Annotated in this window: 27 protein-coding genes; 9 read left to right on the top strand and 18 right to left on the bottom strand. The window is 65.0% G+C overall.

What is annotated here, in order from left to right; translation table 11 throughout:
- Positions 1 to 29 precede the first annotated feature (29 nt).
- Genes folP through GOQ09_RS14835 form a run of 3 tightly spaced genes read left to right on the top strand, consistent with a single transcriptional unit; the run spans position 30 to position 2,754 of the window.
- Complete coding sequence (gene folP / locus GOQ09_RS14845) at positions 30 to 935, top strand: dihydropteroate synthase (protein ID WP_157614145.1); 906 nt, start codon at positions 30 to 32, stop codon at positions 933 to 935.
- Positions 932 to 2,269 (top strand): phosphoglucosamine mutase, encoded by a 1,338-nt coding sequence (glmM, locus tag GOQ09_RS14840; protein WP_157614143.1) that lies wholly within the window; start codon positions 932 to 934, stop codon positions 2,267 to 2,269. The genes folP and glmM overlap by 4 nt, the downstream gene beginning before the upstream one ends.
- A 5-nt stretch (positions 2,270 to 2,274) precedes the next feature.
- The gene (locus GOQ09_RS14835; RefSeq protein ID WP_126749851.1) at positions 2,275 to 2,754 is read left to right on the top strand and encodes a GNAT family N-acetyltransferase; all 480 of its coding nucleotides are present in this window, start codon (positions 2,275 to 2,277) and stop codon (positions 2,752 to 2,754) included.
- 80 nt (positions 2,755 to 2,834) lie between these two features.
- Here the strand turns inward: GOQ09_RS14835 and GOQ09_RS14830 are convergent, their stop codons facing one another.
- From GOQ09_RS14830 to lexA, 9 genes are all read right to left on the bottom strand, one after another.
- A complete protein-coding gene (locus GOQ09_RS14830; RefSeq protein ID WP_157614141.1) occupies positions 2,835 to 4,106 on the bottom strand; it encodes an acyl-CoA dehydrogenase family protein in 1,272 nt (423 codons plus the stop codon).
- A gap of 30 nt (positions 4,107 to 4,136) precedes the next feature.
- Positions 4,137 to 5,243 (bottom strand): phosphotransferase, encoded by a 1,107-nt coding sequence (locus GOQ09_RS14825; RefSeq protein WP_157614139.1) that lies wholly within the window; start codon positions 5,241 to 5,243, stop codon positions 4,137 to 4,139.
- Positions 5,244 to 5,266: 23 nt separating this feature from the next.
- Entirely contained in the window at positions 5,267 to 5,986 is a 720-nt protein-coding gene (locus tag GOQ09_RS14820) for a Crp/Fnr family transcriptional regulator (RefSeq protein WP_157614137.1), read from the bottom strand.
- Positions 5,987 to 6,045: 59 nt separating this feature from the next.
- Positions 6,046 to 6,825, bottom strand: coding sequence for an oxepin-CoA hydrolase, alternative type (locus GOQ09_RS14815; protein ID WP_126749837.1), 780 nt, complete (start codon positions 6,823 to 6,825; stop codon positions 6,046 to 6,048).
- A 31-nt stretch (positions 6,826 to 6,856) separates the two neighbouring features.
- Positions 6,857 to 8,377 carry a 3-hydroxyacyl-CoA dehydrogenase gene (locus tag GOQ09_RS14810; protein WP_157614135.1) on the bottom strand — a complete coding sequence of 507 codons (1,521 nt, stop codon included), beginning with the start codon at positions 8,375 to 8,377 and terminating at the stop codon, positions 6,857 to 6,859.
- 130 nt (positions 8,378 to 8,507) lie between these two features.
- Complete coding sequence (locus tag GOQ09_RS14805; protein ID WP_157614133.1) at positions 8,508 to 9,665, bottom strand: MFS transporter; 1,158 nt, start codon at positions 9,663 to 9,665, stop codon at positions 8,508 to 8,510.
- A 60-nt stretch (positions 9,666 to 9,725) separates the two neighbouring features.
- Positions 9,726 to 10,733: a D-2-hydroxyacid dehydrogenase family protein gene (locus tag GOQ09_RS14800; protein WP_126749840.1), complete on the bottom strand. Its 1,008-nt coding sequence runs from the start codon at positions 10,731 to 10,733 to the stop codon at positions 9,726 to 9,728.
- 92 nt (positions 10,734 to 10,825) lie between these two features.
- Positions 10,826 to 11,200 carry a hypothetical protein gene (locus GOQ09_RS14795; protein WP_157614131.1) on the bottom strand — a complete coding sequence of 125 codons (375 nt, stop codon included), beginning with the start codon at positions 11,198 to 11,200 and terminating at the stop codon, positions 10,826 to 10,828.
- A gap of 140 nt (positions 11,201 to 11,340) precedes the next feature.
- Positions 11,341 to 12,024 (bottom strand): transcriptional repressor LexA, encoded by a 684-nt coding sequence (lexA, locus tag GOQ09_RS14790; protein ID WP_157614129.1) that lies wholly within the window; start codon positions 12,022 to 12,024, stop codon positions 11,341 to 11,343.
- A 73-nt stretch (positions 12,025 to 12,097) separates the two neighbouring features.
- Between lexA and GOQ09_RS14785 the strand changes: the two genes are divergently transcribed.
- Positions 12,098 to 13,081 carry an asparaginase gene (locus tag GOQ09_RS14785; protein WP_157614128.1) on the top strand — a complete coding sequence of 328 codons (984 nt, stop codon included), beginning with the start codon at positions 12,098 to 12,100 and terminating at the stop codon, positions 13,079 to 13,081.
- 63 nt (positions 13,082 to 13,144) lie between these two features.
- Here GOQ09_RS14785 and adk read toward each other — a convergent pair whose 3' ends face one another.
- From adk to GOQ09_RS14755, 6 genes are all read right to left on the bottom strand, one after another.
- Positions 13,145 to 13,801 (bottom strand): adenylate kinase, encoded by a 657-nt coding sequence (gene adk / locus GOQ09_RS14780; protein WP_126749844.1) that lies wholly within the window; start codon positions 13,799 to 13,801, stop codon positions 13,145 to 13,147.
- Between the two features lie 136 nt (positions 13,802 to 13,937).
- Positions 13,938 to 14,708 (bottom strand): 3-deoxy-manno-octulosonate cytidylyltransferase, encoded by a 771-nt coding sequence (gene kdsB, locus GOQ09_RS14775; RefSeq protein WP_157614126.1) that lies wholly within the window; start codon positions 14,706 to 14,708, stop codon positions 13,938 to 13,940.
- Entirely contained in the window at positions 14,705 to 14,887 is a 183-nt protein-coding gene (locus GOQ09_RS14770; RefSeq protein WP_013541700.1) for a Trm112 family protein, read from the bottom strand. Before GOQ09_RS14770 ends, kdsB begins: the two co-directional genes overlap by 4 nt.
- Positions 14,868 to 15,893 carry a tetraacyldisaccharide 4'-kinase gene (gene lpxK / locus GOQ09_RS14765; protein WP_157614124.1) on the bottom strand — a complete coding sequence of 342 codons (1,026 nt, stop codon included), beginning with the start codon at positions 15,891 to 15,893 and terminating at the stop codon, positions 14,868 to 14,870. Before lpxK ends, GOQ09_RS14770 begins: the two co-directional genes overlap by 20 nt.
- A complete protein-coding gene (locus tag GOQ09_RS14760; RefSeq protein ID WP_157616722.1) occupies positions 15,894 to 16,319 on the bottom strand; it encodes an ExbD/TolR family protein in 426 nt (141 codons plus the stop codon).
- Between the two features lie 61 nt (positions 16,320 to 16,380).
- Complete coding sequence (locus GOQ09_RS14755; protein ID WP_126749848.1) at positions 16,381 to 17,013, bottom strand: MotA/TolQ/ExbB proton channel family protein; 633 nt, start codon at positions 17,011 to 17,013, stop codon at positions 16,381 to 16,383.
- Between the two features lie 313 nt (positions 17,014 to 17,326).
- On the opposite strand from GOQ09_RS14755, the gene xseA reads away from it, so the two are divergent.
- Both xseA and GOQ09_RS14745 read left to right on the top strand, forming a co-directional pair.
- Positions 17,327 to 18,637 (top strand): exodeoxyribonuclease VII large subunit, encoded by a 1,311-nt coding sequence (gene xseA, locus GOQ09_RS14750; RefSeq protein ID WP_157614122.1) that lies wholly within the window; start codon positions 17,327 to 17,329, stop codon positions 18,635 to 18,637.
- 50 nt (positions 18,638 to 18,687) lie between these two features.
- Entirely contained in the window at positions 18,688 to 19,269 is a 582-nt protein-coding gene (locus tag GOQ09_RS14745; RefSeq protein WP_157614120.1) for a superoxide dismutase, read from the top strand.
- Positions 19,270 to 19,339: 70 nt separating this feature from the next.
- Here the strand turns inward: GOQ09_RS14745 and GOQ09_RS14740 are convergent, their stop codons facing one another.
- From GOQ09_RS14740 to GOQ09_RS14730, 3 genes are all read right to left on the bottom strand, one after another.
- The gene (locus GOQ09_RS14740) at positions 19,340 to 19,801 is read right to left on the bottom strand and encodes a DUF192 domain-containing protein (RefSeq protein WP_157614118.1); all 462 of its coding nucleotides are present in this window, start codon (positions 19,799 to 19,801) and stop codon (positions 19,340 to 19,342) included.
- 94 nt (positions 19,802 to 19,895) lie between these two features.
- A complete protein-coding gene (locus tag GOQ09_RS14735; protein WP_157614116.1) occupies positions 19,896 to 20,099 on the bottom strand; it encodes a hypothetical protein in 204 nt (67 codons plus the stop codon).
- A 152-nt stretch (positions 20,100 to 20,251) separates the two neighbouring features.
- On the bottom strand, positions 20,252 to 20,575 hold the full coding sequence (locus GOQ09_RS14730) for a cell envelope biogenesis protein TolA (protein WP_157614114.1): 324 nt from the start codon (positions 20,573 to 20,575) through the stop codon (positions 20,252 to 20,254).
- 219 nt (positions 20,576 to 20,794) lie between these two features.
- Here GOQ09_RS14730 and icd point away from each other — a divergent pair, with 219 nt between their 5' ends.
- From icd to clpA, 3 genes are all read left to right on the top strand, one after another.
- Positions 20,795 to 22,054 carry an NADP-dependent isocitrate dehydrogenase gene (gene icd / locus GOQ09_RS14725; protein ID WP_157614112.1) on the top strand — a complete coding sequence of 420 codons (1,260 nt, stop codon included), beginning with the start codon at positions 20,795 to 20,797 and terminating at the stop codon, positions 22,052 to 22,054.
- 318 nt (positions 22,055 to 22,372) lie between these two features.
- Positions 22,373 to 22,732: an ATP-dependent Clp protease adapter ClpS gene (clpS, locus tag GOQ09_RS14720; protein ID WP_021007487.1), complete on the top strand. Its 360-nt coding sequence runs from the start codon at positions 22,373 to 22,375 to the stop codon at positions 22,730 to 22,732.
- A 67-nt stretch (positions 22,733 to 22,799) separates the two neighbouring features.
- Complete coding sequence (gene clpA / locus GOQ09_RS14715) at positions 22,800 to 25,121, top strand: ATP-dependent Clp protease ATP-binding subunit ClpA (protein ID WP_157614111.1); 2,322 nt, start codon at positions 22,800 to 22,802, stop codon at positions 25,119 to 25,121.
- The last annotated feature ends 40 nt before the right edge of the window (positions 25,122 to 25,161 follow it).

Genomic DNA, 25,161 nt, shown 5'->3' with positions numbered 1-25,161 from the left:
GGCCCCGTTTTTCATAGCGAAGGTGCCCCATGACGGCAGCTTCGTCGACCTGGCAGACCGCACGATTCGCCATCGATCTTGCGCAACCGCGCGTGATGGGCATCGTCAACGTCACCCCCGATTCGTTTTCAGACGGAGGGGCGCATGCCTCCACCTCGGCCGCGCTGCAGCATTGCGAGCAGTTGCTGAAGGAGGGCGCCGACATCCTCGATATCGGCGGCGAGTCGACCCGGCCCGGCAGCCCGGCCGTGCCGCTCGATGCCGAACTGGCGCGCGTGCTGCCGGTGGTGCGCGAGGCGGTCAAGCTGGGCGTGCCGCTGTCTGTGGACACCTACAAGCCCGAAGTCATGCGCGCGGTGCTCGATCTGGGCGCCGACATCGTCAACGACGTCTGGGCCCTGCGGCAGCCCGGTGCGAGAGAAGCCGTGGCTGCGCATCCTTCGTGCGGCGTTTGCCTGATGCACATGCACCGGGACCCGCAAACCATGCAGACCGCGCCCATGCAGGGCGACGTGCTCTCCCAGGTGCTGTCGTTCTGGGCCGAGCAGGTGGCGCAGCTTCGTTTGCTGAACGTCGATCCGTCGCGAATCACCCTGGATCCCGGCATCGGTTTCGGCAAGACGGTGGCGCAGAATTTTTCCTTGCTGGCACGCCAGCGTGAACTTCTCGACGCCGGCTATCCGCTGCTCTTGGGCTGGTCTCGCAAATCTTCAGTCGGCACGGTCAGCGGCATTCCGGCTGCGGCCGAACGCCTGGTGCCCAGCGTGACGGCGGCAATGCTCGCGGTCGACCGCGGTGCGGCCATCGTGCGGGTGCACGACGTGCGCGACACCGTGGCCGCACTCGCGGTGTGGCGAGCCATGAAGGCCGAAGAACCGCATTCCGGCCCGAGAGCTTCAAACGATCAACAACTAGAACAAGCACAAACTCCATGACCCGCAAATACTTTGGCACCGACGGCATCCGCGGCACGGTTGGCCAGTCGCCCATCACACCCGATTTCGTCTTGCGCCTTGCGCATGCGGTGGGCCGCGTGCTCAAGAAGAGCCAGTCGCGCCCCACGGTGCTGATCGGCAAGGACACGCGCATTTCGGGCTACATGCTCGAATCCGCGCTGGAGTCGGGCTTCAATTCCGCCGGCGTCGACGTGGTGCTGCTCGGCCCGCTGCCCACGCCGGGCGTGGCCTACCTCACGCGCGCGCAGCGCGCGAGCCTGGGCGTGGTGATCAGCGCAAGCCACAACGCCTATCCGGACAACGGCATCAAGTTTTTCAACGCCCACGGCAGCAAGCTCGACGATGAATGGGAGCTCGCGGTGGAGGCCGCGCTCGAAGAGGCGCCCGTGTGGGCAACCTCCGCCGAACTCGGCAAGGCGCGCCGCCTGAACGACGCGCCCGGTCGCTATATCGAGTTCTGCAAGAGCACCTTCGCCAACGACCTGACGCTGCGCGACATGAAGCTCGTGATCGATGCGGCGCACGGCGCGGCCTACCAGGTGGCACCGAATGTGTTTCATGAGCTGGGGGCGGAGGTCACCAGCATCGGCTGCGCACCGGACGGGCTCAACATCAACAAGGGCTTTGGCGCAACCCATCCGGCCGCTCTGGTGGAGGCCGTGACGTCACAAAAAGCCGACTACGGCATTGCACTCGACGGCGACGCCGACCGCCTGCAGCTCGTCGATGCGAGCGGACGTCTTTTCAACGGCGACGAATTGCTCTACCTCATGGTGGCCGAGCGCATTGCGCGCGGGGAAAAGCCGGTCGGCGTGGTCGGCACCCTCATGACCAACAAGGCTGTCGAGATGGCACTGCGCAACCAGGGCATCGAGTTCGTGCGCGCCAAGGTGGGCGACCGGTACGTGCTCGAAGAGCTCGATAAACGCGGCTGGCTGCTCGGCGGAGAAGGCTCCGGCCACCTGCTGGCGCTCGACCGCCATACCACCGGTGACGGCATCGTGAGTGCGCTTCAGGTGCTGCAAGCCTGCGTGCGCAGCGGCAAGACGGTGGCACAGCTGTTGGCCGACATCACGCTGTTTCCCCAGACCCTCATCAACGTTCGCCTCACACCGGGGCAGGACTGGAAGAGCAACAAGGCGCTGGCCAGTGAAACGCAGCGTATCGAGGCCGAGCTCGGCGACGGCGGCCGCGTGCTGATTCGTGCGAGCGGCACCGAGCCGCTGGTGCGCGTGATGGTCGAGGCACGCGACGCAAAGCAGGCCGAGTCTTGCGCCAAGCGCCTTGCCGCGACCCTTGAGTCCGCACAATGACGTCGATGATCGAAGTCGTTCTGGCGGACTACGGCAATGCCGCGCATTCGGCCGCGCTGGTCGATCTGCTCGACAGCTATGCGCAAGACCCTGCCGGCGGCGGCACGCCGCTCGAAGCCGAGGTGCGCGCCGGCCTGCCTGCTGCGCTGGCGGCGCGGGCGCAGGCCTTCAGCGTGCTGGCTTACGACGGTTCGCAGCCCATCGGGCTCATCAACTGCATCGAAGGTTTTTCGACCTTCGCCTGCAAGCCGCTGGTCAATGTGCACGACGTGGTTGTGCTGGCCAGCCATCGCGGCCGGCGGGTGGCGCAGCGCATGTTCGAACGCGTGGAGCAAGAGGCCCGTGCGCGCGGTGCCTGCAAGCTCACACTGGAAGTGCTCTCGGGCAATGCGCCGGCCCTGCGCAGCTACGAGCGCGAGGGGTTTGCCGGCTACCAACTCGACCCGGCATTCGGGCACGCGGTGTTCTTGCAGAAGAAGCTCTGAAAAAGAAAAAGGGCCGTGGCGCGCTTGGCGCCGTCGGCCCTTACCCCAACCCTCTCTGGAGGGAGAGGGGGCAATGCAGATCAGAAGCGCGTGACGGGTGCTTCGGCTTCGGTCTTGCTGGGCGCGTACTTGCCCAGCTCCCATTTCGCGATCGCATTGCGGTGCACTTCGTCCGGGCCGTCCGCAAAGCGCAGCGTGCGCGCACCGGCATAGGCGTAGGCCAGCGGAAAGTCGTCGCACATGCCGCCGCCGCCATGCACTTGCATGGCCCAGTCGATCACCTGGCAAGCCATGCTCGGCGCTACCACCTTGATCATCGCGATTTCGTTCTTTGCAACCTTGTTGCCGGCCACGTCCATCAACCAGGCGGCCTTGAGCGTGAGCAGGCGAGCCATGTCGATCTTGCAGCGTGCCTCGGCAATGCGCTCTTGCGTCACGGTCTGCGAAGCGACCGTCTTGCCGAAGGCCACGCGCGACGAGGCGCGCTTGCACATCAGCTCGAGCGCGCGCTCTGCCAGGCCGATCAACCGCATGCAATGGTGAATGCGTCCCGGGCCCAGGCGGCCTTGGGCAATTTCGAAGCCGCGGCCTTCGCCGAGCAGGATGTTGTCGACGGGCACGCGCACGTTCTCGAAGTACATCTCGACGTGGCCGTGCGGCGCATCGTCGTAGCCCATGACGTTGAGCGGGCGCACGATGCGAATGCCCTTGGCGTCGGCCGGCACGATCACCATGCTCTGCTGCGAATGCCGCGGCGCATCGGGGTCGCTCTTGCCCATGGTGATGAAGACGGCGCAGCGTGGATCGGCGGCGCCTGAAATCCACCACTTGTGGCCGTTGATCACGTACTCGTCGCCCTGGCGCTCGATGCGGGTCGAGATGTTGGTGGCATCGCTGGACGCAACGTCGGGTTCGGTCATGGCAAAAGCCGAGCGGATCTCGCCTTCGAGCAGCGGCTTGAGCCAGCGCGCCTTGATGGCCTCCGAGCCGTAGCGGGCAATGGTTTCCATGTTGCCGGTGTCCGGCGCCGAGCAGTTGAAGGCTTCCGAAGCCCATTGCACGCGGCCCATGATCTCGGCAAGCGGTGCATATTCCTGGTTGGTGAGGCCCGCGCCTTCGTATCCCGAGGCGGAGGCGCTGTCGACCGGCAGGAACAGGTTCCACAGCCCCTGCGCCTTGGCCTTCTCTTTCACCTTCTCGACGGTCTTGAGCGCCGTCCAGCGCTTGCCCGCAGCCGTGTTGGCGGCCAGCTCGGCTGCGTAGGCGGCTTCGGCCGGGTAGATGTGCTCGTCCATGAACGCGGTGACGCGTTTCTGCAATTCCTTGGTCTTGGCCGAATATTCGAAATCCATGCTGTCTCCTGGTGGGGTTTTGGGGGCTGGTTACGCCTTTTGGGCAAACTGCCAGGCCATCTCGGCCATCGGTCGCGCACCGCGGGCGGAGGCCACGGCTTGTTCGCTCGACGCGGTACCGGCCTCGACCCGCTTGGCAATGCCTTGCAGGATCGCGGCCATGCGGAACAGGTTGTAGGCCTGGTAGAAGTTCCAGTCGGGCGCCAGCGCCTCGGGCGTGCTGATGCGGGTGCGCTCGCAGTAGCGGCGGATGTATTCGCTTTCGGTGGGAATGCCCAGCGCCGCGACATCCACCCCGCCGATGCCGCGGCCGGTGGTGGGAGGCATGTGCCAGGACATGCAGTGGTAGCTGAAGTCCGCCAGCGGATGGCCCAGCGTGGAGAGCTCCCAGTCGAGCACCGCGATGATCCGCGGCTCCGTGGCGTGGAACATCACGTTGTCGAGTCGGTAGTCGCCATGCACGATCGAGACCTTGCTCTCGTCGCGCGCGCTCGCCGGCATGTGAGCGGGGAGCCAGTCGATCAGGCGCTCCATGGCATCGATCGGCTGCGACAGTTCGCCCGCGCCGTCGGCCGAGGCCTTGTACTGCTTGCTCCAGCGGCCGATCTGGCGCTCGAAGTAGTTGCCGGGCTTGCCGTAGTCGGCAAGGCCGCGCTCGGCAAACTTCACGGTATGCAGCGCCGCAATGACGCGGTTCATCTCGTCGTAGTAGGCCGCGCGCTCGGTGTTGGTGAAACCGGGCAGCGACTGGTCCCACAGCACGCGCCCCTGCATGAACTCCATGACGTAGAAAGCGCGGCCGATGACGGATTCGTCCTCGCACAGGCAGTGCATGCGCGGCACGGGCACGTCGGTGCCGGCAAGACCGCTCATGACCTTGAACTCGCGCTCCACCGCATGGGCCGACGGCAGCAGCTTGGCAACGGGTCCGGGCTTTGCGCGCATCACGTAGCTCTGCGTCGGCGTCACCAGCTTATAGGTCGGGTTCGACTGCCCGCCCTTGAACATTTCGACCGTGAGCGGGCCCTTGAAGCCGTCGAGGTTCTTCGTGAGCCAGGCTGCAAGCACTTCGATGTCGAAGGCATGCTGCTGCGAAACGGCGCGGGTGCCGATGAAGTTCGAGAAGTCCTGGCTCATGTCTCTGTCTCTTTTTCGTTTTCTCAGCTCTCAGCTTCGGAGACGCGCATCAAGGCTGCGCGGTCCAGCACGACCAGCCCGCCCGGCTCGATGCGGATGGTGCCCTCGCGCTCCATGGTCTTGAGCTCCTGGTTGACCCGCTGGCGCGACGCGCCGAGCAACTGCGCGAGTTCTTCCTGCGCCAATTGCAGGCCGATGCGCGTCTGGCTGCCGTCTTCCAGGTTGGGCACGCCGTAGCTGCGCACCAGGTGAATGAGCTGCTTGGCTAGGCGTGCGCGCAAGGGCAGGGTGTTGAGGTCTTCCACCAGCCCGAACAGCGTGCGGATGCGGCGCGCCTGCAGCCGCATCAATGCTTCGTACAGCTCCACGTGCGTGGCCAGGATCTTCTGGAAATCGGCCCGCGCCACGCAGAGCACCGTGGTGTCGCCATGCGCATAAGCGTCGTGCGTGCGCCGGTCCCCGTCGAACATCGCCACGTCGCCGAACCAGATGCCCGGCTCCACGTAGGTCAGCGTCACCTGCTTGCCCGAGACGGCCGTCGAGCTCACTCGCACCGCGCCCTTGGCACAGGCAATCCAGTGATCGGGCGGATCGCCGCGGGCGGCAATCAGGTCGCCGTCCTTGTAGCGTTTGACAAAAGCACATCGAAGAATGTCGTGCCGTAGCGATGGAGAGAGAGAAGAAAACCAGCGACCACTGTTGATCGCTTCACGTTCTTCGATGGTAAGAATGGGGTCGTCCATTGGTCTGTCCTGTCGGCGACTGAAAGGCTGAAGGGTGTCACGGGAGTGACGTCGTGCCGCTATTCGTACTGCGGCGGCTTCTTCTCAAGAAACGCGGCAATGCCTATGCCTGCATTCGGGTGGTGAAGGTTGCGAACGAAGTGGTCGCGCTCCTGCGACAGCTGCGACGCGAAGGTGGCGCCGCGCGCCTCGCTGAGCAGCTCCTTGATGCTGGCCAACGAATTGGGTGCGCGAGCGTTGAGCTTGGCCGCAAGCGCCAACGCGCTTGCGAGCGCCTGGCCGTTTTCGCTCAGCTCGTTGACCAGACCGAGCGCATGCAGCCGCGGCGCGCCGATGCGCTCGCCAGCCATCAGCCATTCGCTGGCCAGCTGGCGCGGCAACGCTTGGCCCAGGTGCCAGCTCAGGCCGCCGTCGGGCGAGAGCGCCACATTGCTGTACGACGCCGCAAAAATCGCGTCGCGTGCAGCCACCACGAAGTCGCAGGCCAGTGCCAGCGAAAAGCCCGCGCCTGCCGCCGCGCCTTCGACCGCTGCAATGATCGGCTTGGGAAAGGTGCGGATGGAGTCGATCCAGTTGTGCAGGCCTTCGATGCTTTCGGCCTGCACCGAGGGGTCGCGCTGGCGGTTGTCGGACAGCCGCTGCAGCGAGCCGCCAGCGCAGAACCACGCGCCTTCGCCCACGATGACGACGCTGCGGATCTCGTCGCTGCTCTCGGCGCCGTTGAGCGCCTCGATGCCTGCGGCGTAGATCTCGGGGCCCAGCGCATTGCGTTGGGTCGGGTTGGCGATGGTCAGCACCATGGTGCGTCCTTCGCTGGTGCTCTTGAGTTCGGCGGTCATCGGTGTCGTGCTTTCCTGGCTTGGCGTTCGTTCATTCTTCTTCGTGCAGCAGGCTCAGGCCTAGCGCACCGCGACGGCGCAGCCACGGGCTTGGGCGATAGCGCGGATCGCCGTAGACGGTCTGCAGGTTGAACAGCACCTCGAGCATGTTGGTCGGCCCGTACACGTTGCCCATGGCCAGCGGGCCACGCGGATAGCCCAGGCCCAGCTGCACGGCGGTTTCAAGATCGGCCGGCGAGCACACCCGCTGCTGGCACATGTCGGAAGCAATGTTCACGATGGTGCCGATCACGCGCTGCGTGACGAAGCCGCCGCTGTCGCGGATCACGCTCACCGCCTTGCCGTCGCGCGCGAAGAGTGCATGCGCCGCATCGCGGATGTCTCGCCGCGTGGCCGGATTGGTGGCGAGCACGCGGCGCTTGGTGGCGGCATCGTCGATCAGCATGTCGATGCCGACGGTGCGCGTGGCGTCCAGGCGCTCGACCGCGGCCACGGTGGTCACGTCGAAGCCGAGCGGCGCCACCAGGATGAGCGAAGCAGGCGCGGCGGTGGCACCGCTGTCGATCTGGGCTCCCAGGGCATTCACCAGCCGCAGCAGCTCGGCGCGGCGCGCGGCACGCGGCGAAACCCACACCGAAGGCAGCGCCGCCACGGTCGGCGGCGCGGCTTCGGCGGGCTGCTGCATCACACCGTCGTTGTAGTTGTAGAAACCTTCGTTGGTCTTGCGGCCGAGCACGCCGGCAGCCAGCCGCTGCGCCGTGATCACGCTGGGGCGGAAGCGCGGCTCTTCGTAGTACTGGCGATAGATCGACTCCATCACCGGATGCGACACGTCGAGCGCCGTCAGGTCCATCAGCTCGAATGGGCCGAGGCGAAAGCCGGCCTGGTCTTTCAGGATGCGGTCGATGGTGGCGAAATCGGTCACGCCTTCGCCCACGATGCGCAGCGCTTCCGTGCCGTAGCCGCGGCCGGCGTGGTTGACGATAAAACCGGGGGTGTCTTGCGCCTGCACGGCGCTGTGGCCCATCTGCACCGCATAGCCCGCCAGCTGCTTGCAGACCTCGGCGGACGTCTTGAAGCCCGCCACCACCTCGACCACCTTCATCAGCGGCACCGGGTTGAAAAAGTGAAAGCCCGCCACGCGCTCCGGGTGCTTGAGCCCGGCCGCAATGGCCGTGACTGAAAGCGACGAGGTGTTGGTGGCGAGCGTGGCCGCAGGTGCGACAACCGATTCGAGCTCACGGAACAGCGAGCGCTTGACCTCGATGTCTTCGACCACCGCTTCGATCACGAGGTCGCATGCGGCCAGGGCCGCCACCGAATCGACCGCCTTGACGCGGGCGATTTGCGCATCGCGTGCCGCGGCGTCGATCTTGCCCTTCTCGTGCAGCTTGTTCCATTGCGCCGCGAGGGCTTCGCGCCCGCGTTCCGCAGCGCCTTCAAAACTGTCGAGCAGCAGCACTTCGCTGCCCGCTTGCGCTGCAATCTGGGCGATGCCTCGGCCCATGGCGCCGGCGCCGACGACGCCGATCCGGGTGTAGTTCACTGTCATTGGAAGAAGATTTTCGCTGGTTGAGGTGTATCCGGGCCTGATGGCAGGCGTGGGCGCGGAGCGTGCACAGCCTTCGATTTTGCAGCCACCGGGCGCAGCGGCTTCCCGGGTTTTACGCGAGGCCCGGCTTTCAGGCCGCGCGGCGGCTGCGATCGATGGCCACGCTCAGGCCGATGGCCAACAGCAGCAGGGCAAGGCCGACCCAGTTCATCCAGGCCACCGCTTCGTTGGCGAGCAGCCATCCGCCCAGCCCGGCACCGACTGCCTGGCCGATGTAGATGCCCGAGCTGTTGAGCGCGACGGAGCCCGGCGCAAGAGCGGGCGCCAGGCCCACCAGCCGCGCCTGCTGCGCCGAGTTGGTCGCAAAGCACCCCAGGCCCCACGGCACGAGAACGGCCGCCAGCCAGGGAAGCGTGCCGGCCCACGGCCAGAGAAAGAGACTGAGCGCGATCAGCGAACTCGTCAGCAGCACCATGCGGCCCGCACCCACCCGGTCGATGAAGCGGCTCACCAGCATGTTGCCCAGCAGCCCGAAAACGCCGAACAGGGCCCACATCAGGCTCAGCGTGGTGGGGTCGGCACCGAAATCCTGCTTGAGGATGGGGCCGAAATAGCTGAACAGGACGAACTGCCCGGCACCCTGCAACGCCGTGACCGAAACAATGCCCATCAGCACCGGGCTGCGGAGCACGCGCGACCATGCAGCCGCTGTGAGCGCCGCCGGGCGAATGCCGCGCGGAAGCGTCAGCCAGATCGACACCGCGCTGACGATGCTGAGCACTGCGACGGCCGTGAAAGCCATGCGCCAGCCCAGGTGGCCGCCGATCAGTGCGCCGAGTGGCAGGCCCAGCACCGAGGCCATCGACCAGCCAAGAAAGACGAAGGTCACGGCGCGCCCGCGCTGCTCCGGCGGCACCAGCATGCCCGCGCAGGCCGCGGCCTGCGGCGTGAAGATGGCCGGTGCCACCACGGTGAGCATGCGCACCGGCAGCAGGGCGCCGAAACTCGGCATCAAAGCCGCAACGACGTGCCCGGCGGCATACCAGACGAGGGTGAGGGCGAGCAGTTGGCGTCTGTCCCAGCCCGCGACCACCGCCGCCAGAAGCGGTGCGCCAAGGCACATCACCACCGCGGCAACCGTGATCAGCTGGCCCGCGGTAGCAACGGTAACCGCCAGTGACGTGCTGATTTCATTGAGTGTGCCGGGCACCACCATCACGCCCGTGCCGATCACGAAATTGCCGGCCAGCAGCGCCCAGAGCGCGCCCCGGGGCGCGGGCCGGCTCACTGGAGGCCCTTCGCCTTCGGCTGCGGTGTTCGCCTTGGGGCGGCCCGGCGGCTCATGAAATCACCGGCGAACCTGCAGCGCGCCCGGATTCACGATGTTGGTGGGGTTGCCCTTGATGAAGCTCACCACGTTGTCGAAAGCCTGCCCGAAATAGCTCTCGTAGCTGTCTTGCTCCACGTAGCCGATATGCGGCGTGCAGATGCAGTTTTCGAGGCGCAAGAGCGCGTGGCCCTGCAGCGGCGGCTCGCTCTCGAACACGTCGACCGCCGCCAGTCCCGGTCGGCCGCGATTGAGCGCCGCCAGCAGGGCATCGGGCTCGACCAGCTCCGCGCGCGAGGTGTTGACGAAGAGCGCCGTCGGCTTCATGCGCGAAAGGTCTTCGAGCGTGACCAGGCCCATGGTTTCTTCGTTGAGCCGCAGGTGTACCGACAGCACATCGGCCGCGGCAAAGAACTCGTGCCGGTTCTGCGCCACCTGGAAGCCGTCGGACCTGGCCTTGGCACAGCTTGCCTCGCGGCCCCAGATGACGACCTGCATGCCGAAGGCTTGGCCGTAGCGAGCCACCAGTTGGCCGATGCGGCCGTAGCCCCAGATGCAGAGCGTCTTGCCCTTGAGCACCGAGCCCAACCCGAAGTTGGGCGGCATCGAAGCCGACTTGAGCCCCGATTGCTGCCAGGCGCCATGCTTGAGGTTGCTGATGTACTGCGGCAAGCGCCGCATGGCCGCCATGATCAGCGCCCAGGTGAGTTCGGCGGGCGCCTGGGGAGAGCCGGTGCCCTCGGCCACCGCCACGCCCCTCTCGGTACAGGCTGTGACGTCGATATGGTTGCCCACGCGCCCTGTCTGCGAAATGAGCTTGAGCTTCGGCAGCTTCTCGATCAGCTGGCGCGAGATATGGGTGCGCTCGCGGATCAGCACGATCACGTCGGCGTCTTTCAGCCGGATTGACAGTTGACCAATGCCCTTGACCGTGTTGGTGTAGACCTTGGCCGCGTACGCGTCCAGCTTGGTGGCGCAGCGCAGCTTGCGTACGGCGTCCTGGTAATCGTCGAGGATCACAATGTTCATGGCGTGCCATTGTGCCTCGCAGCATTGGCATGACGCGCGTGTGAACGTTTGGATACCCGCCCCGGGCAGTGGTCACCGGGGGTTGCATGCCCTCAATGCAGGCGTGTGGAGCCCGGCGCGGTGCTGACGGCTTCCATGGCCTCGAGTGCCGCCAGCCGGTCGAGTTCGGCGCAAACGTCGGCCATGCGGCCGGAAATCACCATGCGGTTGGTGCTGCGTTTTTCGCCCTGCAGGCCGTCCACCACGCGAATGACGCGCAGGGGCCGTGCGGGCGCGGGTGCTGCATCAGCAGAGGCCGCCGGACCATGGGCCCGGGCCGTGCATGAGGGCCGGACCGCGACGTAGCGCAAGCCTGCGGAAGCACTGCCGCTGTCGCGGCGGCGCGGGCGGCGTGCCGGCAGCAGCCGGCTTGCGAGCGATTGCAGCGGCATCCACAAATCAACGATGGCGAGGAGGGCGATTCCCATGTGAACTCCAAAAAAGTCTGAGGTTGAACACAGGCAGGATTTCTTTGATCGGGCGCAACAGGGTGATGGCGACTTCGCGCCATACGCCCGCCACCTGTGGCGACCGGATGGGGTGCTGCTTTCGCGGCAGGCCGCGGGGCCTACATCAGCATGGTGTTGCGAATGAGGCCGACGGCCAGGCCTTCGATTTCGAACGGCTCGCCGGGCTGAACCACGATGGTCGGGTAGTCGGGGTTTTCGGCGTGCAGCTCGATGACCTGCTTGTTGCGCTTGAGGCGCTTGACCGTGACTTCGTCGCCGAGGCGGGCCACCACGATCTGGCCGTTGCGGGCTTCCTTGGTGGCTTGCACCGCCAGCAGGTCGCCGTCCATGATGCCGGCGTCGCGCATGGACATGCCGCGCACCTTCAGCAGGTAGTCGGGCTGGCGCTGGAACAGCGTGTTCTCGACGTAGTAGGTCTGGTCGACATGTTCTTGCGCGAGGATGGGTGAACCCGCCGCAACACGGCCGATGAGAGGCAGTGCCAACTGCGCCATGCCGGGCAGCGAGAGAGAGAACTGGCTGCCTTCGCGATGGCGCGACTCGTTGAGCGAGCGCAGCGCATCGCCCTTGAGCCGGATGCCGCGCGAGGTGCCGCTGACGAGTTCGATCACACCCTTGCGGGCAAGCGCCTGCAGATGCTCTTCGGCGGCGTTGGCCGACTTGAAGCCCAGCTCATTGGCAATTTCTGCCCGCGTGGGCGGAGCGCCGGTGCGTGCGATGGCGCTCTGGATCAAGTCCAGGATTTGCTGCTGGCGGGCGGTAAGCTTCACGGCGAACTGCATATGTTGTTCCTTGCGGCACTGGCTAGATATCCAGTACCTGTATTTTTAACCAGTTTTTAAAAGTTGGCAAGCCATGGTTAATTCGCTCTCGCCGAGCCTGCAGCGCATTGTGGTTCTGGGAACGGGCGGCACCATTGCCGGCCGTGCCGCAAGCGGCGGCGACAACATCGGCTACACGGCCGGCCAAGTGGGCGTGGCAGATCTGCTCGGCGGCATCGAAGCCCCCGAAGGCCTCGCGCTTGCGGCGGAGCAGGTGGCGCAACTCGACAGCAAGGACATGGAACCCGGCGTCTGGCTGCAGCTCGCCCGGCGTTGTGCTTTCTGGCTGGCCGAGGCCGACGTGGCCGGCGTGGTGATCACGCACGGCACCGACACTCTCGAAGAAACCGCCTTCTTTCTTCAGGCAGTGCTTGCGCCCGACAAGCCTGTGGTGCTGACCTGCGCCATGCGACCGGCCAGTTCGCTCTCGCCCGACGGCCCGCAGAACGTGCGCGACGCCATCGCGGTCGCGGCCACTCCGGCGGCGCATGGCGTAACCGTGGTTTGCGCAGGCGCGATCCACAGCGCCTTCGATGTCCAGAAGGTGCACACCTACCGTCAGGATGCGTTTGCTTCGGGCGACGCCGGTCCGGTCGGCTATGTGGAAGAGGGGGCGGTTCGGCGCTTGCGGGAATGGCCTGAACCGGCGACGAGCTCAAAAATTCTCGAAACAGGCGAAGGCGCGCCGATGCAATGGCCGAGGGTCGAAATCCTCACCAGCCACGCCGGTGCGACCGGCGCGATCGTCGACTTGCTGCTTCAGGAACGGGCGACGGGCGTCGCCGAGCCAGTGCGCGGCCTGGTTCTGGCCGCGACGGGCAACGGCACGGTGCACCATGCGCTGGAGGCTGCCGGGCTTCGTGCGCAGGACGCGGGGGTTGCGGTGCTGCGCGCCACGCGCTGCGCTAGCGGGCGCATTCTTCCGAGGCCTGATGACAAGCTGCGCGATGCCGGTGCCCTGACGCCGGTCAAGGCGCGGATCGCGTTGATGCTGGAACTGATCGAGACTGCCGCCTGAAAAGCAGCGGGGCAGACAGGCAGGCGCGCAAGCTGCCAAGGCAGCCCGCCGGCCTGCTGAATTTCAGTTGCTCAGTGCGGCCAGTGCGCGCTGCGTGATCTCTTCGACCGTGCCGACACCCTTGATGGCGCGGTACTTCGGTGCCGAAGCCGGGTCGGCCTTGGCCCAGGCCGAGTAGTAGTCGACCAGCGGGCGCGTCTGCTGGCTGTACACCTCGAGCCGCTTGCGCACGGTTTCTTCCTCGTCGTCCTTGCGCTGGATCAGTTCTTCGCCCGTGATGTCGTCCTTGCCTTCGACTTTCGGCGGATTGAACTTCACGTGATAGATGCGGCCCGACGCCGGGTGCGAGCGGCGCCCGCTCATGCGTTCGATGATGTCGCTAAAGGGCACGTCGATTTCGAGCACGTAGTCGAGCTTGACGCCCGCTGCCTTCATGGCGTCCGCCTGCGGAATGGTGCGCGGGAAACCGTCGAACAGGAAGCCGTCGGCGCAATCGGGTTGCGCGATGCGTTCCTTCACGAGGTTGATGATGAGGTCGTCGCTCACCAGGCCACCCGATTCCATGACCGCCTTGGCTTGCTGGCCGAGCGGTGTGCCGGCCTTGACGGCTGCGCGCAGCATGTCGCCGGTCGAAATTTGAGGAATGCCGTACTTCTGGCAAATGAAGGCCGCTTGCGTGCCTTTGCCCGCCCCGGGCGCGCCCAGCAAAATTAGTCTCATGGTGTCCTCGGACGGTTCTTAGATCTTGTGTCGCGCCAAGCGCCGGCCCAGGAGCCGTGCAAGGCGGAATTGCGTCGAGGATAGCATGCGTGAGCGTGAAGAAATTCCGTTACAGCCGCTCTTGCGGCGACCCGCTTCAAGGTGCGGGGTTGGCCGCGAACAGTGCCCGAACGCGGGCCAGGTCGTCAGGGGTGTCGATGCCCGGCCCGGGAGCCGCATGGGTGACATGCACCGCGATGCGATGCCCATGCCAGAGCGCACGCAGTTGCTCCAGAGCTTCGGTCGCCTCGACGGGAGCCGGCGGCAACAAAGGGAATTTGCGCACGAAACCCGCGCGGTACCCGTAGATGCCGATGTGACGCAGCGGAGCCGGACTTGGCAGCGCCGTGGGCACGCGGTTGACCGAGCCGTCGCGCCACCACGGAACAGGCGCGCGGCTGAAGTACAGCGCGTTGCCTTGTGCGTCGAGCACCGCCTTCACCACGTTCGGATTCACGAAATCGTCGAGCGAATCGATCTCGTGGGCCGCGGTACTCATGGCGGCTTCCGGACGAAGGGCGAGAGCGGACGCGACCGCGTCGATCAGCGCAGGGTCGATCAGCGGCTCGTCGCCTTGCACATTGACGACGATGTCGTCGGCGTCGAGCGCGAGTTGCTCGCAGGCCTCGGCAAGGCGGTCTGTGCCGCTCGGATGGTCCTGTCGCGTGAGGATCGCCTCCACGCCGTGTTGCTTGCAGGCCGCGACGATGGAAAGGTCGTCTGCGGCAACCACCACCCGCAGCGCGGTCGATTGGCTCGCCCGCTGCGCCACGCGCACCACCATGGGCAAGCCGGCGATGTCCGCCAGAGGTTTGTTGGGTAGCCTGGTCGAAGCCAGGCGCGCTGGTACCAGAACGGTAAAGCTCACAGCCCCAGCTCTTCGTCGGACAGGGTGCGCGCCTCGTTCTCGAGCAGCACCGGAATTCCGTCGCGCACCGGGTAGGCGAGGCGGGCGCTGCGCGAGCAGAGCTCCTGCTTTTCGGCGTTCCAGGTCAGCGGGCCCTTGGTCACGGGGCAGACGAGCAGTTCAAGCAGCTTGGTATCCATCGAGCGATGATAGCTTTGCGTCGAGCGCGGCGAAGAATTCCGGCGCGGGTGCGAAATGCAACGGCACGGCCAATGCACCGGGGGCTTTTTGCCACAGCTTGACCGCGTCTTTTTCGGTGCAGAGCAGCAGGTGCCCGGTGTCGGAAGGGGCTTGCCAGCCACTGAAATCGAAGTGGTCGGGCAGCGCAATCGTCTCGGCCAGTGTGAGGCCGCGAGCGCTCAGCATTTCGAAAAACGCATCGGGCCGGGCAATGGCCGCGAGCGCAATCACCGGATTGCCGGCGAGGGCGCTCAGCGGCACGCGCTTGCCGTCGCGCGCCACGGCGTCGTGCGCCAATGCGCGGGTGGCGGTGTAGCCGCCGCCGAATGCAGGTTGCGCGCCGCTGTGGAGCACCAGGTCGCACCGGCGCGGCCAAGCCTCGCGCAACGGACCGGCGGGCAGCCGCCAGCCATTGCCGATTCCGCGGTCGTCGAACACGCAAATCTCGATATCGCGCGCAAGCGCCAGGTGTTGCAGCCCGTCGTCGCTCACGATGACTTGCGTCGTCGGGTGCTGTGCCAGCAGGGCCTGTGCGGCTTCGGCGCGGTGCCGCGCCACGAAAACGGGCGCACCGGTGGCGTGGCGGATCAGCGCCGGCTCGTCGCCGACGTCTTGCGGATCGCTTTCCTCCAGCACTTCACGGCAGTCACCGGTGCGGCGGCCGTAGCCACGCGAGATCACTCCGACATGCACGCCGCGAGCCTGCAGATGCCGAACCACGGCCATCACGACCGGCGTCTTGCCGGCGCCGCCCGCAATGACGTTGCCGACCACGATCACGGGCGCTTCTACGCGTTCGGTCTTCAGCCACCCCAGCCGGTAGAACCAGCGCCGCAACGCAAAAAGCGCCGCATAAACAAGCGACAGAGGCCACAGCAGGCACGCCAGCACACCGCGATGCAGCCAGGCGCGCTGCAGCCGGGAGGCCGGTGCGCCGGTACTGCTGCTGCGGCCGTAGGGCGGCACTCAGCGTCCTGCTTGCGCCGTCGACTGGGCTGCGAAGGTGATCTGCACCAAGCCCGCGCGGCGCGCCGCTTCCATGACCGTGATCACGGACTGGTGCGGGCTGCTGGCATCGGCACTGATGATGACCACGCTGTCCTTGCCGCCCGTGGCTGCCGCACCGAGTGCAGCGGCCACAGTTGCCACGTTGCGATCGGCAACGGGCGTCTTGTTGATCGAGTAGCGCCCGTCGGCGGACACCGTCACGATCACTTCCTTGGGGTAGTCGCGCTGCGAATCGACATCCGCCGTCGGCAGGCGCAGCTGCATCTCCGTGAACTTGCTGTAGGTGGTCGACAGCATCAAAAAGATGAGAACGACCAGCAGCACGTCGATGAACGGGATCAGGTTGATCTCGGGCTCGTCCCGCGCCCCGTGGCGGAAATGCATGCGGCCGCGGCTCATGCGAGGTCTCCGTCGAACGACGCGGCAGTGGCAAGCGTGGGCGCCATCATTTCCGGAGCGCGTTCAGGTGGCGGGCAAAGCGCTCGCCCGACAGTTCGAGGTTCAACAGGTATTCGTCGACGCGGCTGCGGAAATAGCGCCAGAAGATCAGCGTCGGAATGGCCACGATCAGGCCGAAGGCCGTGTTGTAGAGCGCAATCGAAATACCGTGCGCCAGCTGCGCCGGGTTGCCGGAACCCACCGCGCCGCTTCCGGGCGATTGCGAGCCGAAGATCTCGATCATGCCGATCACCGTGCCCAGGAGGCCGAGCAGCGGCGCCGCCGACGCGATGGTCGCCAGGGCGGGCAGGTAGCGCTCCAGCTTATGCGCCACGGTACGCCCCGAGGCTTCCATGGCTGCGCGCAGGTCGTCTTCGGTGCAGCGCGGGTTGGCGTTGAGCGCGCGCAGCCCGGCGGCCAGCACCTGGCCGAGCATCGAATTGCGTTCGAGCTTGGTCACCACGTCCGGACCGGGAACCGCGCCGTGAGAGACGGTCATCGCCTCGTCGAGCAGTTTGGGCGGAAGGACCTTCACGGTCTTCAGACTTGTGAAACGTTCTATAACCAGCGCGAGCGCGATGACCGAACAAGCGAGCAATGGCCAAATCGGCCAGCCCGCGGCAACTATGATGGAAAACAAGAAAATCCTCCGGCCCGTAGACTGCAAATGCGCGGCGATTATCCACCGAGCCCACAACCGCCACGCGGCTTGTTTGCATGTAAGCGGAGACGCACAGATTCTGTGGATAACTTTGTGACTAACCCGATGCGCAACAGCTCCGGACCCGCATGGAACGGGCCTTCCATTAGATCGATTGAATTTTGAGCAGCACTTTCTTCAATGAAATCAACAGCTTGCACGACAAACCGTGCGCCTGTTTCGTATCAGGGTTTCACCGCCGGTGGGTGGCCGCTCACTGTGGAAGAGTGGCTGCCGGCCACTTGTGCGATTTGTGAACTTGCGTGAACCGAATGCCACACCGGGTCCGCGGATCTGGGCTGTCGGCGCTTTGTGCCGCGCGGTTGCCGATGCGCTCGACGCGCGGTTCAATCCGGTCGCGGTGCGCGGCGAAATCTCGGGTTTTTCGCGCGCCTCAAGTGGACATTGTTACTTCGCGCTCAAGGACGCGTCCGGCCAGTTGCGCTGTGCGATGTTCCGCCGGGCTGCCGGCCTGCTTGATTTTTCGCCGCGCGACGGCGACCAGGTCGAGGTGCGTGGGCGCCTGGCGGTCTACGAGCCGCGCGGCGATCTGCAGCTGGTGGTCGAAAGCCTGCAGCGCGCGGGGCAGGGGGCATTGTTCGAGCAGTTCCTGCAGCGCAAGGCGCGGCTCGAAGCCGAGGGGCTTTTCGATGCCGCGCGCAAGCGGGCGCTGCCCACCATGCCGCGCTCGGTGGGCCTCGTCACCTCGCTCGGCGCAGCGGCTTTGCACGACGTTGTCACGGCGTTGCGGCGCCGCGTTCCGCACATTCCGGTGGTTCTGGCGCCGGCGGCGGTGCAGGGCGCAGGTGCGCCGGCGGAGCTCGTTCGTGCGCTGCAATCGTTCTATTCATTGCAGCCGGCGGTCGACGTGATCCTGCTGGTGCGGGGCGGCGGCTCCATCGAAGACCTCTGGGCCTTCAACGACGAAACCCTGGCCCGCACCATCGTCCAGAGCCCGGTGCCACTGATCTGCGGCGTGGGGCACGAAACCGACTTCACCATCGCCGACTTTTGCGCCGATCTGCGCGCGCCCACACCCACGGCGGCGGCGGAACTCGTCAGCGCTCCGCAGGCGATGTGGCTCGGTGCACTCGACCTGCTGGAAGAGCGCCTCGGCGATGCGGTGGGTGCGCGTCTCGACGTGCTGGGCCAGCGGCTCGACCAGGCGGCGGCGCGGCTCGGCCGGCCTTCGGCGCTCGTGGCGCGCCAGCAGCTTCGATTGGCGCACCAAGCCCAGCGGCTGCACTACGCATTGCGATCGAGAGCCGAGCGTCTTGCCCATGTGCCACGTTCCATTTCGGCCGATTTCCCGTTGAAGCTCGAGCGCGCGTTGGCGCAGCGACGCGAGCGCCTCGAGCGCGTGGCCTTGCGCCTTCGGTTGCTCGACCCAGCCCTGGTGCTGCAGCGCGGCTACGCATGGCTCACCGGCCCCGACGGCCGGGCCATCGTCAGCGCCAAGAAACTGAATGCCGGCGATGCCGTGGTTGCGCGGCTCGCCGATGGTTCGGTCGACCTGACCGTCACGCCCGGCGAGACGGGACCACGTCCGACGCCGGGTGCGTAATTCCTTTCTAGAATCCTTTATTCCCCGCAACCAACCCACGAGAAAAAACCATGGAACATGTGCTCCCACCCCTGCCATATGCGCTTGACGCGCTGGCACCCGAGTACTCGAAGGAAACCCTCGAGTACCACTACGGCAAGCACCACAACGCCTACGTGGTGAACCTGAACAACCTGCAAAAGGGCACCGAGTTCGAATCGATGACCCTCGAGGAGATCGTCAAGAAGTCCAGCGGCGGCATCTACAACAACGCTGCCCAGATCTGGAACCACACCTTCTTCTGGAACTGCATGAAGCCCCAGGGCGGCGGTGCTCCCAGCGGCGCGCTGGCCAAGGCCATCGATGCCAAGTGGGGTAGCTACGACGCGTTCAAGGAAGCCTTCGTGAAGTCGGCCGTGGGCAACTTCGGCTCGGGCTGGACGTGGCTGGTGAAGAAGGCCGACGGTTCTGTGGACATCGTGAACATGGGCGCCGCCGGCACGCCGCTGACCACGGGCGATACGCCGGTGCTGACGGTGGACGTGTGGGAACACGCCTATTACATCGACTACCGCAACCTGCGCCCGAAGTTCGTCGAGACCTTCCTGGCCAAGCTGGTGAACTGGGACTTCGCGGCGAAGAACTTCGGCTGAAGCGGGTTTCCAAACAAAAAAAGCCGACCCTCGGGTCGGCTTTTTTCATGAGCCGGGCAGGCGGCCTGGCTCAGCGCCTGGAAGCGGCAAACAATTCGCCGCCCAGCTTGGCGCCTTTCTTGATGTTTTTCTTGGCGAACCAGCCCTGGTTCATTTCAAGCACGTAGCGCACGGGCTCTTCGGAACAGTGCGAGTTCTCGGTCAGGGGCTGCATGTCGACCAGGTTGACGATGCGGCCGTCGTCGGCCACGAAGGCGGCGGTCAAGGGCAGCAGGGTGTTTCTCATCCAGAAGCATTGGGTGGCCGGCTGCTCGAAGACAAAGATCATGCCTTCGGACTGCGGCATCTCCTTGCGGAACATCAAGCCGATCTCCCGCTGCCGCGGTGTTTGCGCCACTTGCGCATCGATCTTGTACAAGCCGACGGACAGCTTGGTGCGTGCGAGGTCGGTCTGGGGTTGCTGTTGTTGTGCCTGCGCCGGGCCGATCAAGGAGGCGGCGAGCAGGAGCAGGGCGGCGAAACGCTGGAACATCGGAGCTTCTTTCAAGGCGGATTCAAGGGCGCGGGGCCAAGAAAAATGCCCGCTGATGCGGGCATTGGCAGGCAGTGCCGGTGAGCTGGGCAGCTTACACCTTCTTGGCTGCAGCCGCGTGCGCCTTGGCCGCGTGGTGGCGCGCCTTGTGCTTCTTCACGGCGTGTTTGGCCGGTTGCTTGGCCTTGTGCGCGGCAGCCGCCACAGGCGCGTCCACCTTGGGTGCCGGTTCGGCTTGTTGGGCGAAAGCACCGGCTGCGAAGAGACCGGCGACGAGGGCTGCGAGCAGCTTGTTCATGAAGACATCCTTTGAGATTGTTGATATGGATCACCTTCGCGAGAAGGCCAAGCTTCAACGCCTCAGCCGTTCGCCCCGGTTGACAGCGGCGGCGCCAGGACAGACGAAAAAAAAGCGCTCCGGAGAGCGCTTTTCTTGTGCGGCTGGCCGAATTACTTCGGGGTGCTGCCTTGGGTCGACTTGCGCTTGACGCTGCCGTCCTTGTTGCGGCGACGCTGGTCGCGCGTTTCAGCGCGCTTTTCGCCAGATGCGGCAGCCTTGTCGGTGCCGATGGCGCCGCCTTCGGGCGTCTTGGCGATGTCGCCAGCGGGCGCAGCCACTTGACCGGCGGGCTTGGCGTCCTTCTTGGCTTCGGCGCGGGCTTGCGACTTGCTGTTGGTCGCGTTGCCTTGCTCGGGCGTGGTGCCGGTGGGGTTCTGGGCGTAGGCGCCAGCGGCGAACAAGCCAGCGATCATGACTGCGAGAATTTTGCTCATTGTGGTTCCTCTATTCGAGAATTGGTTGGAAACGCCTCCCGGCGAGCAGAAGGTCAGCCACTAACGAGACCATTGGCCTCGAGGTTGACAAACGCTCGCTGATGGGTTGCGTCTAAAATGTACAGCGATTTGTTCGCGGGCTGTACAGCGATTCCCCGTCGCTGTCTGAATTCGCAGACAGTCGTCCGAATTACGTCACTCCCGGAGTCATCCCCCCTCATGTCCAGCTACCAGCACATCAAAGTCCCGGCCGAAGGCCAGAAGATCACGGTCAACGCCGACAACTCGCTCAATGTGCCTGATCAGCCGATCATTCCCTTCATTGAAGGCGACGGCACGGGTCTGGACATCACCCCCGTGATGCTGAAGGTGGTGGACGCAGCGGTTGCCAAGGCATACGGCGGCAAGAAGAAGATCCACTGGATGGAAGTCTATGCCGGCGAAAAGTCGACCAAGGTCTACGGCCCCGACGTCTGGCTGCCCGAAGAAACGCTGCATGCCGTGCGCGACTACGTGGTTTCCATCAAGGGCCCGCTGACCACGCCCGTGGGCGGCGGCATCCGCTCGCTGAACGTTGCGCTGCGCCAGGAACTCGACCTGTACGTGTGCCTGCGCCCCATCCAGTATTTCGAAGGCGTGCCCAGCCCCGTGCGCGAGCCGCACAAGACCAACATGGTCATCTTCCGCGAGAACTCGGAAGACATCTACGCCGGCATCGAATTCGAAGCCGAAAGCGACAAGGCCAAGAAGCTCATCAAGTTCCTGCAGGACGAACTGGGCGTCAAGAAGATCCGCTTCCCCAACACCTCCGGCATCGGCGTGAAGCCTGTGTCGAAGGAAGGCACCGAGCGCCTCGTGCGCAAGGCGCTGCAATACGCGGTCGACAACGACAAGCCCAGCGTGACCATCGTGCACAAGGGCAACATCATGAAGTTCACCGAAGGTGGCTTCCGCGACTGGGCCTACTCCCTGGCTGCCAAGGAATTCGGCGCCGAGCTGATCGACGGCGGTCCGTGGATGAAGTTCAAGAACCCCAAGACGGGCAAGGAAATCACCGTCAAGGACAGCATTGCCGACGCCTTCCTGCAGCAGATTCTCCTGCGCCCCGCAGAGTACAGCGTGATTGCCACGCTGAACCTCAACGGCGACTACGTGTCCGACGCGCTGGCCGCGCAAGTCGGCGGTATCGGCATTGCCCCGGGCGCCAACCTGAGCGACACCGTCGCCATGTTCGAAGCCACCCACGGCACTGCTCCGAAGTACGCCGGCAAGGACTACGTGAACCCGGGTTCCGAAATCCTCTCGGCCGAAATGATGCTGCGCCACATGGGCTGGACCGAAGCCGCCGACCTGATCATCAGCTCGATGGAAAAGTCCATTGCCAGCAAGAAGGTCACCTATGACTTCGCGCGCCTGATGGACGGCGCCACGCAAGTGAGCTGCTCGGGCTTCGGCCAGGTCATGATCGACCACATGTAAATTGCGCGAGCAATAACGCTTCGGCGCCCCGGGCGCCGTGAGCCAAGGCCCTCGAGATCTTTACGGTCTCGAGGGCTTTTCTTCTTTTGGCCTCCGCAGCCGCACCGGTTGGATAAATGGCACACCTTGCTCCAAATGCCCATTTTTCTCAAAGCGCGTGCCGCGTAGTATTTACGCGTGCAGCATGCGCAAACGGCAGAGTTTTTTTGCGTCGTTTGTGGTGTCGCACGCGACGCAAGCCCCTTGATTTGTCGATTCCGCGCCACCAAGTCTTCTTGCGCCGGCACGGTGCTTGCACGCTCTATAGAATCTTTTTTTATGGCAACGAGAATTCCCAAGACTCCCAGCACTCCGCCGGCACAGAAACCGGCAGGGGATGACGGAGATTCGGTCGTTCTGGAGCGGCGGCCGCAAAAAACCGCGCCGCCCCAGATGTACCAAGTGGTCATGCTGAACGACGACTACACCCCCATGGAGTTCGTAATCGTCGTCCTGCAAGAATATTTCAACAAGGATCGCGAAACCGCGACCCAGATCATGCTAAAGATTCATCTCGATGGCCGCGGTGTTTGTGGGGTTTATTCCCGCGATCTGGCGGCCACCAAGGTCAATCAGGTGATGGAGGCGGCGCACCAGGCCGGGCATCCGCTGCAGTGCGTGAGCGAGCCTGTTGCGTGAACCAGTTGAATTGCGCAAGCTCCAACCCATCTGAGAACTTATTTACAGCAAGGCAAAAGGAAATCACATGATTGCCCAGGAACTGGAAGTCAGCTTGCACATGGCCTTCGTCGAGGCCAGGCAGCAGCGCCACGAGTTCATCACCGTGGAGCATCTGTTGCTCGCTTTGCTGGACAACCCGAGCGCCGCAGAGGTTCTGCGCGCCTGCTCGGCCAACGTCGACGACCTGCGGGCGTCGCTCACCAACTTCATCAAGGACAACACGCCGCAAGTGGCGGGTACCGACGATGTCGACACCCAGCCCACGCTGGGTTTCCAGCGCGTCATCCAGCGCGCCATCATGCATGTGCAGTCCACCGGCAACGGCAAGAAGGAAGTCACCGGCGCCAACGTGCTGGTCGCGATCTTCGGCGAAAAGGATTCGCATGCGGTGTACTACCTCCACCAGCAAGGCGTGACCCGCCTGGACGTGGTGAACTTCATTGCCCACGGCATCAAGAAGAGCGATCCGCCTGAGGCCGTCAAGGGCAGCAGCGAATCGTCTTCGGGCGAGGGCGAAGAGGGCGGCGGCGAAAAGAACGAGAAGGCTTCGCCTCTCGAGCAGTTCACGCAGAACCTCAACCAGCTCGCCAAGGACGGCAAGATCGATCCGCTGATCGGCCGCGAATACGAGGTCGAGCGCGTCATCCAGATTCTCTGCCGCCGGCGCAAGAACAACCCGCTGCTTGTGGGTGAGGCCGGCGTGGGTAAGACCGCCATCGCCGAAGGCCTGGCCTGGCGCATCACGCAGACCGACGTGCCTGAAATCCTGGCCGAGGCGCAGGTGTACTCGCTCGATATGGGCGCGTTGCTGGCCGGCACCAAGTACCGCGGTGATTTCGAGCAGCGCCTGAAGGGCGTGCTCAAGTCGCTGAAGGACAAGCCGAACGCCATCCTGTTCATCGACGAGATCCATACGCTCATTGGTGCGGGTGCGGCCTCGGGCGGCACGCTCGATGCGTCCAACCTGCTCAAGCCGGCGCTCTCGAGCGGCCAACTCAAGTGCATCGGCGCCACAACGTTCAGCGAATACCGCGGCATCTTCGAGAAGGATGCGGCCCTGTCGCGTCGCTTCCAGAAGGTCGACGTGGTCGAGCCGACGGTGCAGGAAACCGTCGACATCCTGAAGGGCCTGAAGTCGCGCTTCGAAGAACACCATGGCGTCAAGTACGCGGTGGCGGCACTGCAGGCAGCGGCCGAGCTGAGCGCCAAGTACATCAACGACCGCCACCTGCCCGACAAGGCCATCGACGTGATCGACGAGGCCGGTGCTGCGCAGCGCATCCTGCCCGCGAGCAAGCGCAAGAAGACCATCAGCAAGTCCGAGGTCGAGGACATCGTCGCGAAGATCGCGCGCATTCCCCCGGCCAACGTCAGCAACGACGACCGCGGCAAGCTGCAGACGATCGAGCGCGACTTGAAGAGCGTGGTGTTCGGCCAGGACAAGGCACTCGAGGTGCTGGCGTCCGCCGTGAAGATGGCGCGTTCGGGCCTTGGCCGCGAAGACAAGCCGATCGGTTCGTTCCTGTTCAGCGGCCCCACGGGCGTGGGCAAGACCGAAGCGGCCAAGCAACTCGCCTACATCATGGGCATCGAGTTGATCCGCTTCGACATGTCGGAGTACATGGAGCGCCATGCGGTGAGCCGCCTGATCGGCGCGCCTCCGGGCTATGTCGGGTTCGACCAGGGCGGTCTCCTGACCGAAGCCATCACGAAGAAGCCGCACGCGGTGCTGCTGCTCGACGAAATCGAGAAGGCGCACCCGGACATCTTCAACGTGCTGCTGCAGGTCATGGACCACGGCACCCTGACGGACAACAACGGACGCAAGGCCGACTTCCGCAACGTGATCATCGTAATGACCACCAACGCGGGCGCCGAGACCATGAACAAGGCGACCATCGGCTTTACCAACCCGCGCCAGGCGGGCGACGAAATGGCCGACATCAAGCGCCTGTTCACGCCGGAGTTCCGCAACCGCCTGGACGCGACCGTGAGCTTCAAGGCGCTGGACGAGCAGATCATCCTGCGCGTTGTCGACAAGTTCCTGCTCCAGCTCGAAACGCAGCTGGCCGAGAAGAAGGTCGACGTCACGTTCAGCGACGGCTTGCGCAAGCACCTGGCGAAGAAGGGCTTCGATCCGCTGATGGGTGCGCGCCCGATGCAGCGCCTGATCCAGGACACGATCCGTCGTGCACTGGCCGACGAGCTGCTGTTCGGTCGACTCATCGATGGTGGCCGCCTGTCGGTCGACATCGACGACCAGGGCGAAGTGCAGCTGGACATCCAGCCGCTGCCCAAGAAGGAAGGCAAGTCCAAGCCTGAAGCCGAAGAGGCTGCGGCAGGATAAAGAAGCGGGGCCGGCAGAGCCGGTTCCGCGGTATTCCTGG

It is taken from the genome of Variovorax paradoxus (assembly GCF_009755665.1).
GTDB lineage: Bacteria > Pseudomonadota > Gammaproteobacteria > Burkholderiales > Burkholderiaceae_C > Variovorax > Variovorax paradoxus_G.
Note: the sequence above shows the minus strand (reverse complement) of the source record. Positions and strands in the feature narration are given on the sequence as shown.

Excerpts from the sequence above, each read along its gene's own strand:
- GOQ09_RS14830 (WP_157614141.1), bottom strand. The coding sequence starts at position 4,106 with ATGGATTTCGAATATTCGGCCAAGACCAAGGAATTGCAGAAACGCGTC.
- glmM (WP_157614143.1), top strand. The coding sequence starts at position 932 with ATGACCCGCAAATACTTTGGCACCGACGGCATCCGCGGCACGGTTGGC.
- folP (WP_157614145.1), top strand. The coding sequence starts at position 30 with ATGACGGCAGCTTCGTCGACCTGGCAGACCGCACGATTCGCCATCGAT.
- icd (WP_157614112.1), top strand. The coding sequence starts at position 20,795 with ATGTCCAGCTACCAGCACATCAAAGTCCCGGCCGAAGGCCAGAAGATC.
- GOQ09_RS14800 (WP_126749840.1), bottom strand. The coding sequence starts at position 10,733 with ATGAACATTGTGATCCTCGACGATTACCAGGACGCCGTACGCAAGCTG.
- clpS (WP_021007487.1), top strand. The coding sequence starts at position 22,373 with ATGGCAACGAGAATTCCCAAGACTCCCAGCACTCCGCCGGCACAGAAA.
- GOQ09_RS14740 (WP_157614118.1), bottom strand. The coding sequence starts at position 19,801 with ATGTTCCAGCGTTTCGCCGCCCTGCTCCTGCTCGCCGCCTCCTTGATC.
- GOQ09_RS14770 (WP_013541700.1), bottom strand. The coding sequence starts at position 14,887 with ATGGATACCAAGCTGCTTGAACTGCTCGTCTGCCCCGTGACCAAGGGC.
- GOQ09_RS14785 (WP_157614128.1), top strand. The coding sequence starts at position 12,098 with ATGGTTAATTCGCTCTCGCCGAGCCTGCAGCGCATTGTGGTTCTGGGA.
- GOQ09_RS14835 (WP_126749851.1), top strand. The coding sequence starts at position 2,275 with ATGATCGAAGTCGTTCTGGCGGACTACGGCAATGCCGCGCATTCGGCC.
- GOQ09_RS14760 (WP_157616722.1), bottom strand. The coding sequence starts at position 16,319 with ATGCATTTCCGCCACGGGGCGCGGGACGAGCCCGAGATCAACCTGATC.
- GOQ09_RS14820 (WP_157614137.1), bottom strand. The coding sequence starts at position 5,986 with ATGGACGACCCCATTCTTACCATCGAAGAACGTGAAGCGATCAACAGT.
- GOQ09_RS14825 (WP_157614139.1), bottom strand. The coding sequence starts at position 5,243 with ATGAGCCAGGACTTCTCGAACTTCATCGGCACCCGCGCCGTTTCGCAG.
- adk (WP_126749844.1), bottom strand. The coding sequence starts at position 13,801 with ATGAGACTAATTTTGCTGGGCGCGCCCGGGGCGGGCAAAGGCACGCAA.
- clpA (WP_157614111.1), top strand. The coding sequence starts at position 22,800 with ATGATTGCCCAGGAACTGGAAGTCAGCTTGCACATGGCCTTCGTCGAG.
- GOQ09_RS14815 (WP_126749837.1), bottom strand. The coding sequence starts at position 6,825 with ATGACCGCCGAACTCAAGAGCACCAGCGAAGGACGCACCATGGTGCTG.
- lexA (WP_157614129.1), bottom strand. The coding sequence starts at position 12,024 with ATGCAGTTCGCCGTGAAGCTTACCGCCCGCCAGCAGCAAATCCTGGAC.
- GOQ09_RS14735 (WP_157614116.1), bottom strand. The coding sequence starts at position 20,099 with ATGAACAAGCTGCTCGCAGCCCTCGTCGCCGGTCTCTTCGCAGCCGGT.
- GOQ09_RS14730 (WP_157614114.1), bottom strand. The coding sequence starts at position 20,575 with ATGAGCAAAATTCTCGCAGTCATGATCGCTGGCTTGTTCGCCGCTGGC.
- GOQ09_RS14745 (WP_157614120.1), top strand. The coding sequence starts at position 18,688 with ATGGAACATGTGCTCCCACCCCTGCCATATGCGCTTGACGCGCTGGCA.
- GOQ09_RS14795 (WP_157614131.1), bottom strand. The coding sequence starts at position 11,200 with ATGGGAATCGCCCTCCTCGCCATCGTTGATTTGTGGATGCCGCTGCAA.
- GOQ09_RS14810 (WP_157614135.1), bottom strand. The coding sequence starts at position 8,377 with ATGACAGTGAACTACACCCGGATCGGCGTCGTCGGCGCCGGCGCCATG.